This is a genomic window from Streptomyces sp. NPDC005803, assembly GCF_040630435.1.
Taxonomy (GTDB): domain Bacteria; phylum Actinomycetota; class Actinomycetes; order Streptomycetales; family Streptomycetaceae; genus Streptomyces.
The window spans coordinates 60,498-76,430 of the sequence record NZ_JBEXXO010000035.1 but is presented as its reverse complement, the minus strand read 5'-3'; the positions used below and the strand labels follow the sequence as shown (position 1 = coordinate 76,430).

Annotated in this window: 11 protein-coding genes; 6 read left to right on the top strand and 5 right to left on the bottom strand. The window is 71.1% G+C overall.

The features are described 5' to 3' along the window. Positions 1–33: 33 nt before the first annotated feature. Genes ABZ454_RS34490 through ABZ454_RS34480 form a run of 3 tightly spaced genes read right to left on the bottom strand, consistent with a single transcriptional unit; the run spans position 34 to position 3,552 of the window. Positions 34–789 carry a copper homeostasis protein CutC gene (locus ABZ454_RS34490; RefSeq protein ID WP_359543488.1) on the bottom strand — a complete coding sequence of 252 codons (756 nt, stop codon included), beginning with the start codon at positions 787–789 and terminating at the stop codon, positions 34–36. Next, positions 786–2,309, bottom strand: a complete 1,524-nt coding sequence (locus ABZ454_RS34485; protein ID WP_359543487.1) for a M81 family metallopeptidase — start codon at positions 2,307–2,309, stop codon at positions 786–788. Before ABZ454_RS34485 ends, ABZ454_RS34490 begins: the two co-directional genes overlap by 4 nt. A gap of 22 nt (positions 2,310–2,331) precedes the next feature. After that, complete coding sequence (locus ABZ454_RS34480; protein WP_359543486.1) at positions 2,332–3,552, bottom strand: ROK family protein; 1,221 nt, start codon at positions 3,550–3,552, stop codon at positions 2,332–2,334. A gap of 287 nt (positions 3,553–3,839) precedes the next feature. Between ABZ454_RS34480 and ABZ454_RS34475 the strand changes: the two genes are divergently transcribed. Genes ABZ454_RS34475 through ABZ454_RS34455 form a run of 5 tightly spaced genes read left to right on the top strand, consistent with a single transcriptional unit; the run spans position 3,840 to position 10,198 of the window. Then, a complete protein-coding gene (locus tag ABZ454_RS34475; protein ID WP_359543485.1) occupies positions 3,840–5,657 on the top strand; it encodes a peptide ABC transporter substrate-binding protein in 1,818 nt (605 codons plus the stop codon). Between the two features lie 50 nt (positions 5,658–5,707). Beyond that, complete coding sequence (locus ABZ454_RS34470; protein WP_359543484.1) at positions 5,708–6,667, top strand: ABC transporter permease; 960 nt, start codon at positions 5,708–5,710, stop codon at positions 6,665–6,667. Next, on the top strand, positions 6,664–7,560 hold the full coding sequence (locus tag ABZ454_RS34465) for an ABC transporter permease (protein WP_356325758.1): 897 nt from the start codon (positions 6,664–6,666) through the stop codon (positions 7,558–7,560). The genes ABZ454_RS34470 and ABZ454_RS34465 overlap by 4 nt, the downstream gene beginning before the upstream one ends. Then, positions 7,557–9,266, top strand: coding sequence for an ABC transporter ATP-binding protein (locus ABZ454_RS34460; RefSeq protein WP_359543483.1), 1,710 nt, complete (start codon positions 7,557–7,559; stop codon positions 9,264–9,266). The genes ABZ454_RS34465 and ABZ454_RS34460 overlap by 4 nt, the downstream gene beginning before the upstream one ends. Next, positions 9,263–10,198 carry an ROK family protein gene (locus ABZ454_RS34455; RefSeq protein ID WP_359543482.1) on the top strand — a complete coding sequence of 312 codons (936 nt, stop codon included), beginning with the start codon at positions 9,263–9,265 and terminating at the stop codon, positions 10,196–10,198. Before ABZ454_RS34460 ends, ABZ454_RS34455 begins: the two co-directional genes overlap by 4 nt. 138 nt (positions 10,199–10,336) lie before the next feature. Here ABZ454_RS34455 and ABZ454_RS34450 read toward each other — a convergent pair whose 3' ends face one another. Together ABZ454_RS34450 and ABZ454_RS34445 are read right to left on the bottom strand one after the other, a co-directional pair. Further along, a complete protein-coding gene (locus ABZ454_RS34450; RefSeq protein ID WP_359543481.1) occupies positions 10,337–11,566 on the bottom strand; it encodes a glycoside hydrolase family 64 protein in 1,230 nt (409 codons plus the stop codon). Between the two features lie 147 nt (positions 11,567–11,713). Next, positions 11,714–11,890, bottom strand: a complete 177-nt coding sequence (locus ABZ454_RS34445) for a hypothetical protein (protein WP_359543480.1) — start codon at positions 11,888–11,890, stop codon at positions 11,714–11,716. A 23-nt stretch (positions 11,891–11,913) separates the two neighbouring features. Between ABZ454_RS34445 and ABZ454_RS34440 the strand changes: the two genes are divergently transcribed. Then, on the top strand, positions 11,914–15,786 hold the full coding sequence (locus tag ABZ454_RS34440) for an endo-alpha-N-acetylgalactosaminidase family protein (protein ID WP_359543479.1): 3,873 nt from the start codon (positions 11,914–11,916) through the stop codon (positions 15,784–15,786). Positions 15,787–15,933: the final 147 nt, after the last annotated feature.

The window sequence follows — 15,933 nt, the reverse complement described above, 5'->3', positions numbered from 1 at the left end:
GGCGGGGGCGCCGTCATGCGCGGGCGGCGGTCGTCAGCCCGCCGTGTCCAGAGCCCGTCGTGCCCGGGCGACGACCTCGGGGTCCGTGACGAAGTGGGTGTCCTGCTCGGCCGAGGCTCCGCCGGAGCCGAGCGGTATCCAGGTGCCGCCGAGCCGGCGCGGCGCACGGGTCTTGGCGGAGAGGTGGACGGAGGCTACGCCGGCCGAGATGAGGGCCGGGATGTCGGCAGGACGCAGGCCACCGCCGGCCATCACCTGCACCCCCGGGGCGGCGGTGACCATCGCCGCGATCGCCGCCAGCCCCTCGGCCGCGGCGGGAGCGCCGCCCGAGGTGAGGACCCGCGTCAGACCGAGGGGGGCCAGCAGCGCGGCGGTGGCCACCGGGTCGGCGGACTGGTCGATGGCGCGGTGCAGGGTGACGTCCACCGGGCGGCCCGCGGCGCGCGCCTCCTCGGCGAGCCGGGCGACCGCCACCGTGTCCAGGGCGCCGTCGGCCGTGAGGGCGCCGATCACCACTCCGGCGGCGCCGGAGGCGATGACGGACCGCACCTCGGCGGCCATGAGCGCGATCTCCTGCGCGTCATGGACGAAGTCACCTGGCCGGCACCTGACCAGCACCTGCACCGGCAGCCCCTCTGCCGCGACCGCTTCGACCAGCGCGGCCGACGGGGTCAGGCCGCCCAGCTCCAGCGCGGAACAGAGCTCGACCCGGTCGGCGCCGTTCTCCCGGGCGGCGCGGGCGCCCGCCGGTGAGGTGACGGCGATCTCCAGGGCAAGGCGCCCGGTCACTCGTCGTCCCCGGTCAGCGGCTGGTCGGAGGCGGGGATGATGCGGGCCGACAGGTCCGGGTCGGCCATCTCGCGGTCGAACGGGAACATGGGGCGGCGGATGCGGTGGTGGCCCAGGCGTATCAGGTCCTGGTCCACCCCGCCGGGGGTGAGCGCCATCTTCCAGCCGACCGACATGTCGAAGAGTTCGGGCTCCAGGTAGCCGATCTTCACGATCACGATGTCGGCGCCCCGCGGGTCGAGACCGAGGTCGGTGAAGTCGTGTTCGTGGTGGTAGGGCTTGCGGAGCTCCGTGAGGATCGCGTACACACTGCCCACCCGGATCACGACCTCGGTCCGGGCGTCGCGGTCGCCGTGCCGGACGGAGTGCACCGTGCCGGTCAGAGTGAGCGGGCCCGCGTGCCGGTCGTCCACCTCCGCCCCGGCGGTGACGGTGACGGTGGCGCCGACTCCGGCGGCCACGGCCGTCGCGACGGCGGCCGGTCCCGGCACCGAGGCGTAGATGACGGTCGGGCCGTCGTCCGCCTGGAACTCCGGGCGGGCCAGCAGCCGGGTCAGGCCCCAGGTCACGTCACCGGAACCACCCGCGGTCGGGTTGTCCCCGGTGTCGCTGATGAAGTAGGGGCGCTGGTCGGAGGCCAGGGCCTCATCCAGGATGCCGTCGAAGGTGCCGGTCGGGGCGACGAAGGCGAAGTCGTCGCGGGCCTTCCAGAAGCCCTGGGCCAGGCGCTCCGCACCGGCGGAGACGGCAGCCCGGTCGGTGCCCGTGACGACCACCGCGGCGCGGTTGCGGGGTTCGTCGGCCCAGGCGTAGCCGACCCAGATGGCGGCGTCGGTCACGCCCTCCATGGCCTCGACGTCGTCCACCGCCGCGTACACGCTCCTGGCCGGCTCGATCCGGGTGGAGGTCTGCTCGCCGGCCAGCAGCACCGGCACCGGCACCCAGGCCTTGACCGGACGGGGCGCCCCGGAGGCCAGCAGCTCCACCAGGTTGCGGACGGCCCGCTCCTTGGTCTCCATGTGGTCCTCGTGCGGGGCCATCCGGTAACAGGTGATCAGGTCGCTGCCGTGGACGAGTTCGCGGGAGACGTTGCCGTGCAGGTCCATCGAGGTGGAGATGACGACATCGGGGCCGACGGTGGCGCGGATGCGTTCCAGCAGGACCGCCTCGGCGTCGGCGATGCCCTCCACGGTCATCGCGCCGTGGATGTCGTACCAGAGGCCGTCCGGGCGGGGCAGCGAGGCGAGCCGTTCGATCAGCTCATCGGTCAGCTCGGTCCACGCGGCGGCGGTGACGGTGCCGCCCGGCAGCGACTTGCCGACCAGCGCGCCGTGCCAGTCGGCCGCCTCGCGCAGTTCCTCACCGGGGGCCAGGAAGGGGTAGCGGTCCAGCACCTCGGCGCCGCGCGAGGGGTGGAAGGCCGCGGCCCGCGTCCGGGCCGGGGAGAAGGTGGACGACTCGATGCCGAGCCCTGCGATGGCGATGACCGGGCGGGATGCTGTGGTGCGGGGTTGCGACATGGCTCCTCGTAGGGGTCGGGCGTCAGAGGTGATGGGGGGTGAGAGTGCCGAACCGGTCGCATCCGCCCACCTCGTGCAGGGCGTGGGCCAGGGCGCGCTGCAGGGCGAACTGCCCGGCGCCGACCAGTCCGGCGTCGGCGCCGAGCCGGGTCCGCTCGATGGTGAGGTGTTCGGTGACGAGCGGGTGACAGCTCTCGTAGAGCCGGCTGCGCACAGCGGCGACGAACTGTTCCAGAGTGGAGAGGATGCCGCCGAGGTAGACGGCGTCCGGGTTGAAGAAGTTGACGTTGGCGGCCAGCACCTGGCCCAGGTAGTCCCCGGCCCTGCGGACGGTGCGGGTGGCCAGCGGATCGCCGTCGAGGGCCAGTCGGGCCACGTCCTCGGTGGTGTTCACGTCCGCCCCCCGCTCGCGCAGGATGCGGACCAGTGCGGCACCGGACGCCACGGTTTCCAGGCAGCCGGTGTTGCCGCAGGAACAGGGGATGTCCGCACCGGCGTCGATCCGGATGTGGGTGATGTCCCCGGCGGCACCGGTCGCGCCGCGGTAGAGGCGCCCCTCGGCGATCACGCCGGCGCCGATCGCGGATCCGATCTTCACCATGATCGTCTGGGCGTGCCCGTCGAGTCGTACGGTGTGTTCGCCCACCGCCATGCAGTTGGCGTCGTTGTCCACGGCCGCCGGGACGCCGAATCGCTCCTCCAGCCAGGCGGTGACCGGGAAGCGGTGCCAGCCGGGCATCCGCGACGGCCGGATGACCGATCCCGACACGATGTCCACGGGTCCGGGCAGTGAGAGTCCGACCCCGCGCAGACGGGCGGGGCCGCGCTGTTCGGCCAGCGCTTCGAGGGCCTCGGCCAGCCGGGGCAAGGCCGCTTCGGGCCCGTCGGCGATCACGAAGGGGACGGTCGAGACGTCGGTCAGGCCGCCACCCGGAAGGACCACGCCGATCCGGGCGTGCCGGCCGCCGAGGTCGGCGGCGACGGCGAACTCGTCACGGCTCCCGAGCCTCAGCGCTTTGCGGGGGCGCCCGCCGGTCGACGAGTGGGTGCCCTCCTCGGCGACCAGACCGCGTTCCACCAACTGCCCCACGGCGAGGGAGATGGTGGAGGCGGCGGCCCCGAGGCGTTCGGCGAGTTCGGCACGTGACGTCGCCTGGCCCGATGCGATGAGTTCCAGGACGCGCACGGCGAGGGACGGGGTCCCCTTCGTGGCCTTGCGGTCCCACGCACTTATTCCAGTCATGTAAAAAGTTACTTCCGCAACGGGGTATGTGGCGAAGACGATACGCCCGCACTTCGCGCAGGGGAACAGTCGCATGAAGGAAGTGCGTCACCCGTGAAATCTCCTAAATCACCCCTAACCACCCCAAGTAGAGGGGAGAAAAGGGGTGAGGGGACTTTTGACGAATGTGCAGTAACTTACTTGTTATTCATTCTTGTTTGTTTCTTCGACCCCTGCGGCGTTAGCTGTCGTGAACGCAGCGCCGACCCCTCCGAGCGGCTGCGGGCCCTTTCACACCGAGGAGAGTCATGATCCTTACCCGCACGGCGAACAGCCGCCGCTGGGCCCTCGCCGCCGGCGTCGCCACCACTGCGGCCGTCCTGCTGTCCGGCTGTTCCGGCGGAGGGACGTCGTCGTCCGGCTCCAGCTCGTCGGACAGCATCAACTACGCGCTGCCGGCCAACTTCACGCCGAACTGGATCCTCCCGGTCGGCACGGCGGCCCACCTGAACACCAACAACTCCTCGATATCCCAGTCCCTCTGGGAGCCGCTCATCGCGTACGACGGCTCCACCGGCAAGGTCGGCTGGAACAAGGACAACTCACTGGCCACCGGGGCCGACTTCGCCAAGGACAGCAAGAGCGTCACGATCACCCTCGGCGACCGGCACTGGAGCGACGGCGAGAAGATCACCTCCCGCGACGTGCAGTTCTGGTTCAACCTGGTCAAGGCGAACAAGGAAGACTGGGCCAGCTACAGCCCGGGCAAGGCGCCGGACAACTGGACCTCCCTGAAGATCGTCGACGACACGCACTTCACCATCACGTTCGACAAGGCGTACAACACGCAGTGGATGCTCGCCAACGAGCTGAGCATGATCCGGCCGATGCCGCAGCACGTCTGGGACAAGACCAGCGACGCCGGCAAGGTGTCGGACCTCGACCTCACCACCGCGGGCGCCAAGAAGGTCTGGACGTACCTCAACACGGCCGCCAAGAAGATCTCCGGTTACGCCACCGACCCGCTGTGGAAGACGGTCAGCGGCCCGTACACCATCAAGTCGTTCTCCACGGCCGGCAAGGTGCAGCTGCTCGCCAACGCGAAGTACGACGGCGGCGGCAAGGCCCACATCAAGACGGTGAACCTGCTCCCGTTCACGACCACGGACGCCGAGGAGAACGCACTGCGGGCAGGCACGGTCGACTACGGCTACATCAACGCCACGAACCTCAGCCAGGAGGCATCCTTCACCGCCAAGGGCTACACCCTCAAGCCGTGGGCCGGCTGGGCGATCACCTACATGCCCTACAACTTCAACAACCCCACCATGGGCCCGGTCTTCAAGCAGCTCTACGCCCGCCAGGCGATCCAGATGTCGGTGGACCAGGCGACCCTCTCCAAGGTGATCTTCAACGGCACCGCAGTCTCCACCTACGGGCCCGTCCCGCAGGGCCAGACCTCCTCCTTCGTCTCCGCGGAGCAGAAGAACAACCCGTACCCCTTCTCCACCGCCAAGGCGAAGAAGCTGCTCACCGGCCACGGCTGGACCGAGCAGGGCGGCACCATGGTCTGCACCGACCCGGGCAGCGGCGACGACCAGTGCGGCGCCGGGGTGGACAAGGGCACCAAGTTCCAGATGCAGGTGCTGTCGCAGTCCGGTTCGACCGTGACCGACAACATGATGAGCGCGCTCCAGTCGTCCTTCGCCAAGTCCGGCATCGGCTTCTCCATCAAGACCGCGCCGGTCAACTCGGTGCTCTCGCAGGCGGGTCAGTGCACCGCGGGCGAGTCCGGCTGCACGTGGCAGCTGTCCTTCTTCGGCAGCGCCGGCAGCTGGTACTTCCCGGCGTACCCGAGCGGTGACTCGCTCTTCGCGACCGGCGGCGGCTCCAACTTCGGCAACTACTCCAACGCCGCCGTGGACAAGCTGATCAACGAGACCACCACCGACTCCTCCGACGCCGCCATGCAGAAGTACAGCGCCGCGCTGGCCAAGGACCTCCCCGTGGTCTGGCTGCCGGAACCCGACTACCAGGTCTCCGTGGTCAGGAGCGGCCTCGGCGGCTTCTCCCAGGACTCGCTCGCCAACTTCCACCCCGCCATGTGGAAGTGGACCGACAAGTGAGCCCGGTCGCCGACCACGCGCATCACTGAGCCGAAGCGACCGGAAAACACATGAGCACTTCCTCGTACCTCTTCAGGCGGGTCCTCCAGGCCGTCGTGGTGATCGTCATCGTGACGATCGTGGTATTCGGTCTGCTGCACGCCCTGCCCGGGGGTCCCGCACGCGGGATCCTCGGCCCGCAGGCCACCGCACAGCAGATCGCGTCCTTCAACCACGAACAGGGCCTCGACAAGCCGCTGCCCGTGCAGTACCTCTACTACCTGAACCAGCTGGTGCACGGTGACCTGGGGACTTCGTACACCCTCAACGAACCGGTGTCCCAGCTCATCACCGAGCGCCTGCCCAAGACACTGCTCCTCACCATCCTGTCGGCGATCGTCGGCCTCGTGCTCGCGATCCCGCTGGGGATGTGGCAGGCCATGCGGCGCAACAAGCCGTCGGACTACGTCATCACCACGCTGAGCTTCATCGCCTACTCCACGCCCGTGTACTTCCTCGGGCTGATCCTGGTGCTCGTGTTCAGCCAGGCGCTGCCGTGGTTCCCCTCCCAGGCGCCGCAGGGTGACACGCTCGCCCAGGTGTTCTCCGAGCCGCAGGCGCTGGTTCTGCCCGTGGTCGCGGGCGCCGCCTCGATGATCGCGGTGTTCAGCCGTTACATGAGGGCGGCCACCCTGGAGAACCTCTCCGAGGACTACGTCAGGACGGCGCGGGCCGGCGGTTCCCGCTCCCGGGCCATCCTGTGGCGGCATGTGTTCCGCAACTCGCTGACGCCCGTGGTCGCCATGCTCGGCTACTACGTGCCGGTGCTGTTCGGCGGTGCGCTGGTGGTCGAGCAGCTCTTCAACTACCCCGGAATGGGCCTGCTCTTCTGGACCGCCGCACAGTCCTCCGACTACCCGGTGCTCCTGGGCTGCGTGCTCGTCATCGCGGTGGCCACGGTGACCGGCACGCTCCTCGCCGACATCGTCCAGCGTGTCATCGACCCCCGAGTGAAGGCAGGCCGGGCATGAGTGCCGTCATCCAGCCGGGCCAGGTACCCGGCACGGCCACCGCCGCCACGGCGTCCGGCTACCGTCTCGCCCTGCGGCGCTTCCGCCGCAACCGGCTCGCCGTGGTCGGGCTCGGCTTCGTGGTCTTCTTCTTCCTGTTCTGCTTCGCCGGTCCGCTGGTGTACTCCACCGACCAGACCCACACGATGCTCGAGCAGGTCAACCTCTCACCCAGCGGCTCGCACTGGCTGGGCACCGACGCGGTCGGCCACGACGTACTGGGCCGGCTCATGTACGGCGGCAAGGTGTCGCTGATCGTCGGCCTCGCCGCAGGCGTCCTGGCGACCGTCATCGGCACCCTGTGGGGCGCCGTCGCGGGCTACGCGGGCGGCTGGGTCGACGCGGTCATGATGCGGGTCGTGGACGCGGGGATCGCCATCCCGGCGCTCTTCATCCTGCTCGTGGTCTCCGCCATCACCACTCCGGACCTCACCGGGCTGATCGTCATCCTGGGCTTCGTCTCCTGGCTGGTGCCGTCGAGGCTGATCAGGGCGGAGACGCTGAGTCTGAAGAACCGCGACTACGTACTGACGCTCCGGGCGATCGGCGGGACGCACAGCCGGGCCATCATCCGGCACATCCTGCCGAACTCGGTCTCGACCATCATCGTCGCGGCCACCTTCCAGATCGCCGACGCGATCCTGCTCGTCGCCTACGTCTCCTATCTGGGCCTGGGCGTGCAGCCGCCGGCCACCGACTGGGGCGGCATGCTGTCCGCCGGTCTCACCGCGGCCTATTCCGGCTACTGGTGGCTCATCATTCCGCCCGGCCTGGCCATCATCCTGGTGGTGTGGGCGTTCAACGCGATCGGGGACGGGCTCCGCGACGCATTCGACGTGAGGGGACGCGGATGACCGTCACCCAGGGCCCCGCCGCACCGCAGGCCGGGCCGATTCTCGAACTCGACGACCTCGGCGTCGTCTTCACCACCGAGACCGGTGAGGTGCCGGCCGTCCGGGGTGTCTCCCTGCACGTCGAACCCGGCGAGACGCTCGCCCTCGTCGGCGAGTCGGGCTCCGGCAAGTCCACCATCGCGCTGGCCGCCATGGGCCTGCTGACCGGTAACGCCCGGGCCACCGGCAGCGCCGTCGTCGCGGGCACCCAGGTGGTCGGCGCCCGTGAGAGCGACCTCGCGTCGCTGCGCGGCCGGACCGTCTCCATGGTGTTCCAGGAGCCGGCCACTGCGCTGGATCCGCTGACCCGGGTCGGCCGGCAGATCTCCGAGGTGATCCGCAATCACCGCGAGATATCCGCCAAGGACGCCGCCGCCGAGGCCGTCGGACTCCTGCGCAAGGTCGGCATACCCGAACCGGAGCAGCGGGCCACCGCCTATCCCTTCCAGCTCTCCGGCGGGCAGCGCCAGCGCGTCGTCATCGCCATGGCCATCGCCAACGACCCCGCCCTGCTGATCGCGGACGAGCCGACCACCGCGCTGGACGTCACGGTGCAGGCCGAGATCCTCGACCTGCTGCGCCGGCTCGCCTCCGAGACCGGCACCGGCGTCCTGCTGGTCACCCACAACATGGGCGTCGTCGCCGACTTCGCCGACCGGGTCGCCGTGATGTACCGCGGCGAGATCGTGGAGACCGGACCGGTCGAGGACGTCCTCCTGCGCCCGTCCCACGACTACACCCGCCGCCTGCTGGCCGCCGTGCCCCGGCTGTCGGTGGCCGAGGCGGGTCAGGCGGCCCCGGCCCCCTTTGCCGTGGACCCGGACACCGAGCCGGTGGCCGAACTCCGCGACGTCACCGTCGTCTTCGGCCGTGGCAAGAACGCCGTGCGGGCCCTGGACGGTGTCTCCCTCGCCGTGCACGCCGGGCAGACCCTGGGGCTGGTGGGCGAGTCGGGTTCCGGCAAGTCCACCGCCTCCAGGGTCGCGCTCGGTCTGATCGCGCCCAGTTCCGGCACGGTCTCCCTGTTCGGCACCGACCTGGGGCGCGCCCGGTCCCGGGCCCGCCGGGCGCTGCGGGCCGGAATCGGGGTGGTCCTCCAGGACCCGGTCGCGTCGCTGGACGCCCGGATGACGGTCGGCGAGTGTGTCGCCGAGCCGCTCAGGGTCCACCACCGAGGCCTGACCGCCAAGGACCGCCGGAGCAAGGTGGCCGCCATCCTCGACCGCGTCCGGCTGCCGCGCGAACTCGCCGACCGGGCGCCCCGGGAGCTGTCCGGTGGTCAGCGCCAGCGGGTCAGCCTGGCCAGGGCACTGGTCCTGGAGCCCCGGCTGCTGGTCGCCGACGAACCCACCAGCGCGCTGGACGTGAGCGTGCAGCAGGCGGTACTCGAAGTGATCTCGGAGCTCCAGGACGAGTTGGGCTTCGCCTGTCTCTTCGTCTCCCACGACCTGGCCGTCGTCCAGCACTTCGCGCAGCGGGTCGTGGTGCTGCGGGGCGGCCGAATCCAGGAGCAGGGCCCCACCGGGGCGACCCTCCTGCACCCGGAGACGGACTACACGCGCGGCCTGCTGGCCGCCGTGCCGGTGCCCGACCCGGTGATCCAGCGCGGCCGCAGGGCCGAGCGCCTGGCCGCCCTCACGGCCGGCCGGACGGAGGTCCAGGCATGAACCCGTACGACCGCAGGCTCTTCGCCGGCGTGGACATCGGCGGCACCACCACGCAGGTGGTGCTGTGCGACGACGACCTGACCGTTCTGAACCGTGCCGAGGCGGTGACCCCGGCGGCTCACGGCGGCCGGAACATGATCCGCGCGGCCCTGGACGCACTGGCCCCGCTGCTGGAGCGAACCCCCGGCCGGCTCGCCGGATGCGGGGTCGGCGCCGCCGGCGTCGTGGACTCCGCCACCGGCCGCATCCTGGTGGCCAGCGACTCCTTCACCGGCTGGGCCGGTTTCGGGGTGACGGACGCCGTCGAGGACGCGCTGGGCGTGCCGGCCTTCCTGGACAACGACGTCAACGCCTTCCTGTACGGGGAGACGTCGGGCGGCGCGGTCCGGGACGAGCCGGACGTACTCGGGATCACCCTCGGCACCGGGGTCGGTGGCGCGTTGTGGAGCGGTGGCACGCTGTTCACCGGCCCGCACGGCGCGGCCGGCGAGATCGGGCACATCCCCGGCTTCGGTGACCTGCTCTGCTCGTGCGGCGGACGGGGACATCTGGAGACTCTGGCCTCCGGCCGCTCCATCGGCGCCCGCTACGCGGAGCGCACCGGCCGGCGGCTGACCGCCCGCGAGGTCGCGGCGGCGGCGGAAGGCGGTGACGAGGACGCCCTCGCGGTGTACCGGGCCGCCGGAGCCGGCATCGCGCGGGCGATCGTGATGACGGCGGGCGTCGTCGACATCACGACGGTGGTCGTGGGCGGCGGGGTCAGCCGCGCCTGGCCGCTGCTCGGCCCGATCGTCCTCGGATCGCTGGCCGCCGAGCCCCCGGTGAGCGGTCACCCCGTCCGGCTGGTCAGATCCGGCCTGGGTGCCGACGCCGTACCGGTCGGTGCCGCGGCGCGGGCGCGACGGGAACTCGCGGTGGGTTCCCCGGTCTGACAGGGCCCGGCGCGGGAGCGGCGCCGGATGCCCCGCTCCCGTTCCGGGAAACCGGCTCCGGGGCCGTCCGGGCCCCGACAGGGGTGCGCCCCCGTCCTGGCATCCGCCGGTGGACGGGGGCGCACGCGTGGTCCGGACTCAGGACCCCACGGTCACCGTGAAGCGCCTCGGACTGCCGTCGTTGGCGGCGCCCGAGACGTCGGGCTGGCCCTCGGGGCGGACGTCGTCGTACGGGAAGGCGTAGCCGATCGGGCTGTTGGCGTGGACGATGCGCGACCAGTGGTTGGTCACCGCGCCCTGGTAGTAGTCGGCCACCGTGGTCCCGTTGGGCTGGTCGGGGTGGCTGAGCATGATCGAGCGGTTGAAGCCGGCCGCGAGACGGGCCAGCAGGCCCTTCTTGTCGTCGGAGTCCGCGGGGTTGTTGGTGAACGGCCCGTGGTTGCAGGTGAAGATGTCCTTGGAGACGGGCTTGGTGAAGGTGTGCCCGCCGTTGAACGTCAGGGTGTCGCCGCTCACCCGTCCGGTGAAGACGCCGCGCCCGCCCTGGAGGTCGATCCGCAGATCGGTCGAGCGGTACTTCTCCCAGACCTGGTCGATCTGCGCGGTGAACAGGTCGCGGAACGGCATCTGGTCCGGGCGGTCGAAGAACGGGGCCATCAGGTTCTGCGGCGAGATGACCCGCAGCACCCTGCCGTCCGCGCCGCGCGTGACCAGCTTGTCCCACGGCTGTCCGTCCGCGGCGGCCTGGGCGGTGAGGCCGTCGGCTATCCGCTGCACGGCGCCGTCGGGGAGCGGGGCCACCGTGTGGGTGGCGTCGCCCTCCAGCTTCAGCCCGATGGGCAGGGCCGTCACCAGGTCGACGTAGCTGATGTTCGCGTACAGCTGCTGCGGGTTGAAGGTGAACTCGCAGAACGACCAGGTGCGCCCGTAGTTCGCGTCCGTGGACGTGGCGAAGGCCGGCTCGACCAGGGCGGGGCCCGGGTTGAGGTAGAAGTCCAGGGTGTCGTCGCGGACGAAGTAGACCCGGGCGCCGTACATCTGCGGGAGCGTCAGGACGACCGGGGCGCCGCCCGCCGCGTTCAGCGGGATGGCGCAGTCCACCGGCAGCGGGGTGTGCGGCGCGGCGGGGGAGTCGGGGCGGTAGACGCTGCCGTCCCGCCGCAGCAGCACCCAGCGGTCGGTGCCCTGCTCGTGGCCCGTGACGTAGGCGTTGACCCGGCCGGGCAGCGAGCGGTTCGCCAGGGCCAGTTCGCAGGTCGCGGCGGACGCCGAAGCGCTCGGGCTCAGCGCGCTCCCCCAGAGGGGGTAGGTGAGCGCGGTCGCGGAGGCGGCGGCGCCGCCGGTGAGGAACATTCTGCGCGAAATCATGGGGCGACTCCCGGTGTGTGGGGGGCGCGGACGGGGTGGTCGTGCGGGGAGGTGGAACGCAGGCGTCCGCGGTGCGCACCACTCTCGCGAGGGCCGGGACGGGCGTCAATACTTGTGACTGAGAGCGCTCTCAAAAAGAAGAAGTCTTCACAACTCGACGCTGGTGAACGGAACTTGGCGGGACGGGTGGCGCAGGGGCGAGGCGTGCGCGATCAGGAACTGAACGCGGTACCCCGACGACCTGCCGCTTCCCCACTTGGACTTACGCAGCGCGGTTGTTGGACTGGAGAGGCCCTCGGGGGCGTACGTCGTTGACGGTGTCACGACACGGCGACTACGCAGAGCACATGTCGCCAAGATTCACTTCGGTGGGCGCCGCAGCCGCCGCCTCAGCCGCCGTCCTGGCTCTGGTGGGGACCGCCCTGCCCGCCTCAGCCGCCGCCCCCGCCTCCGCCGCGGCCGACTCCGCCGTCCCGGCGGACGGTCCCGTCATCGGATCGGCGCAGCTCGCCGTCGCCGTCGCCGACGACTTCCCGCGCGTCCTCACGTACACCGACCGTGCCACCGGGGCCCAGCTGTCCGGCAGCACCCGGCCGGTCACCGCCGTCACCCTCAACGGCACCGCCCACCAGGTGCGGCTCAAGGGCGCTCCCGAGATCACCGGGCCGACCGCCCGCTACACCCTCGTCTTCGCCGATCTGCCCGGCGTCGAGATCGACGCCACGCTCTCCGTCTCCGGACGCGCCACCACCTTCAAGGTGACCGCCGTCCGCGACACCGAGGCGTTCCGGGTCTCCACGATCGACATCCCCGGCCACGACCTCGTCTCCGTCGCGAGCACCGACACCGGGGCCGCCACCGCGTTCACGAAGCTCGACACCGACTCGACGAAGACCGCAGATGTGTTCGCGAAGGTCACCGGAGAGACCAAGGCCGACGCCGCACCGGTCGGCGCCACGTACGCGATCGTCAACACGGGATCGCTCGCGGCCGCCGTCGAGTCCAACTCCTCGTACGACAAGCCCTCCGGCGCCACCGGCGGCGACGACGCCCGCTTCTGGCACCAGGCCCGCAAGGACGGCGACGGATCCACCCGGGTCGGCGTCTGGTCCGGCCAGTGGACCTACCGCGGCGCCGGCGCCCCCAAGCCGGAGAGCGGGGAGAACCTGCCCTGGGCGAAGGTCGTCGTCACACCCGACGCCAACGGCGACCAGGCCGTCGACTGGCAGGACGGAGCCGTCGCCTTCCGCTCCATCGGCGTGGTCGCGCCGGGCAGCGAGGACACCGCGGACCGGGTCGTCACCCACATCCCGTTCAACTTCGCCAGCCAGGCCACCCACCCCTTCCTGCGCACGCTCGACGACGTCAAGCGGATCTCCCTGGCCACGGACGGCCTCGGCCAGCTCGCGCTGCTCAAGGGGTACGCCTCCGAGGGCCACGACTCCGCCCACCCCGACTACGGCGGCAACTACAACAAGCGCGCCGGCGGGCTCAAGGACCTCAACGAGCTCCTCGCGGACGGCAAGAAGTGGGGCGCCACCTTCGGCGTCCACGTCAACGCCACCGAGGCCTATCCGGAGGCCAAGGCCTTCGACGAGAACCTCGTCGACAAGTCGAAGCCCGGCTGGAACTGGCTCAACCAGAGCTACTACATCGACCAGCGCCGCGACATCAACAGCGGTGACCTGGCCGAGCGCTTCCAGCAGCTGCGGGACGAGACCGACCGCAACCTCAGCATGCTGTACATCGACGTCTACTACACGCACGGCTGGATCGCCGACAAGACCCTCCAGTCCCTCCAGAAGCAGGGCTGGAACGTCTCCAGCGAATGGGCCGACAAGTTCGAGCGCGGCTCGCTCTGGTCGCACTGGGCCAACGACCTCGACTACGGCGGGGCCACGAACAAGGGCCTCAACTCCCAGATCATCCGGTTCATCCGCAACGGTGAGAAGGACGTCTGGAACAACGACCCGGTCCTCGGCCAGAGCGCCATCGAGGAGTTCGAGGGCTGGACGGGCGAGACCGACTGGAACGCCTTCTACGACAACATCTGGCAGCGCAACCTGCCCGCCAAGTACCTCCAGCAGCAGAAGATCACCCGCTGGGACGGCAACGACATCACCTTCACCGGCGGGGTGAGCGGCACGGTCGAGGACGGGAAGCGGACCTTCTACGACCACGGCCGCAAGGTGCTCAGCGGCACCGACTACCTGCTCCCGTGGGACGGCGGCAAGAAGCTCTACCACTACAGCCGGTCCGGCGGTACGAGCACCTGGGCGGTCCCCTCCAGGGCCCCGTACACCGTCTACGAGCTCACGGACAACGGCCGGGTGAAGACCGGCACCGTCCGTCCCGTCGACGGGAAGATCACGCTGACGGCGGAGGCCGGACAGCCCTACGTCCTCTACCCGGCCAAGGCGCCGAAGGCCGCCGACGCGAAGTGGGGCGAGGGAACCCTCGTCGACGACCCCGGCTTCAACGACGGCGGGCTGAGCGACTGGTCGAAGACCGGCACCGCCGTCCGCGACACCGACGGCCAGGGCCGCACCAGCGCGAAGCTCTCCGGCACCGGCGCCGCCGCGCTCTCCCAGCGCATCGACGGCCTGAAGCCCGGCGCGCGCTACACCGCGTCCGCCCTCATCGAGGTCCAGCCCGGGAAGACCCGGCGCACCACGCTGTCGGCGGGCGGGAAGTCCGTCGCCGTCGACCGCTCCACCGCCAAGGACTACGTCGCCGCGTCCGACTGGCACGGCACGTACTTCCAGCGCGCGAAGGTGAACTTCACCGCCCCGGCGAACGGACGCACCACCCTGCGCGTCGAGGCCGCCGGCGGGAGCGCGGCGACCGTCCGCGCCGATGACGTGCGCGTCGTCGCCAACGCCCCCGCCACCCGGCCGAGCACCGTCGTCCACGAGGACTTCGAGGACGTCGACCAGGGCTGGGGCCCCTTCCTCAAGGGCGACGCGGGCGGCTCCACGGACCCCCGCACCGGCATCTCCCAGCTGCACGCCCCGTACACCCAGGCCGGCTGGAACGGGAAGCTGACCGACGACGTGCTCGGCGGCGAGGAGTCCCTCAAGGCCCACGAGGAGAACACCGGGCTCGTCTACCGGACCGCCCCCTGGACCGTCCCGATGACCGACGGCCACCGCTACGAGGTCGCGTACGACTACCAGTCCAGCCACGCCGGCGCCTACGAATGGGTCGACGGCTACGACCGGATCACCGCCGACGGCACACCGGACTCGGTCGAGACCCGGTCCACCGCGATCGGCGCCCAGCACACCACCGGCCACTTCACCGAGACCGTCACGGCGGGCTGCGGCGACACCTGGACCGGGCTGCGCAAGCGCGGCGACGCCCCCGACGGCGCCGACTTCGTCCTCGACGGCTTCACCGTGACCGACCTCGGCGCGGCCCCCGCCGGTGAGCAGGCCGCCTGCGGCACGCTCAGCCTCGAACCGGCCGCCGAGACCCTGGAGCCGGGAGCGGCCAACACCGTGAAGGCGAGCTTCACCAACTACGAGGCCACCACCGCCACCGGCGTCTCGGTGAGCCTCGCCCTCCCCGAGGGCTGGAAGGCCGAGCCCGCGGGCGCCGTCACCTTCGACTCGGTCGCGGCCGGTGCGAAGGCCACCGCGAGCTGGCGGGTCACCCCGCCGGTGGACGCCGAGTACCGCACCTACCCGCTGAGTTCGGAGGCGTCGTACACGGTGGCAGGTGCGCGGCGGACGCTCGGCGCGCAGACCTCCGTACGGACCCTGCCCCCGCCGCCCACCACGGACAGCTGGGCCAGTGACCTCGACTGGACCGCCGCCTCGAACGGCTGGGGGCCCGTCGAGCGCGACCTCTCCAACGGCGAGACCGGCACCGGCGACGGCACCGCGCTGACCATCGGCACCGTGGTGTACGACAAGGGCCTCGGCAGCCACGCCCCGGCGAGCATCCGCTACTACCTGGGCGGCCGGTGCACCTCCTTCACCGCCGAGGTGGGCGTGGACGACGTGCAGAAGAGCGCGGGCAGCGTGCGGTTCTCCGTCGAGGCGGACGGCACGGAGAAGGTGAAGTCGCCGGTCCTCAGGGCCGCCGACACCGCCTGGTCGCTGACGGCGGACGTCACCGGCGCGAAGTACGTCGAGCTGATCGCCGGGGACGGCGGCGACGGCAACGGCAACGACCACGCCGACTGGGGCGCCGCCCGCTTCCACTGCGGCGGCTGAACAGCTTCGGAAGCGAAGGGGGCGGGGCCGCTGCCGGCCTCGCCCCCTTCCCGCACTCCCGGGCGCGTGCTAGACCAACGACCGCCCGGTCTAAACCACTTGCACACCGGAGGTAGCCCCGTGTCACTCCCGCCCGCCTGGTCCCGC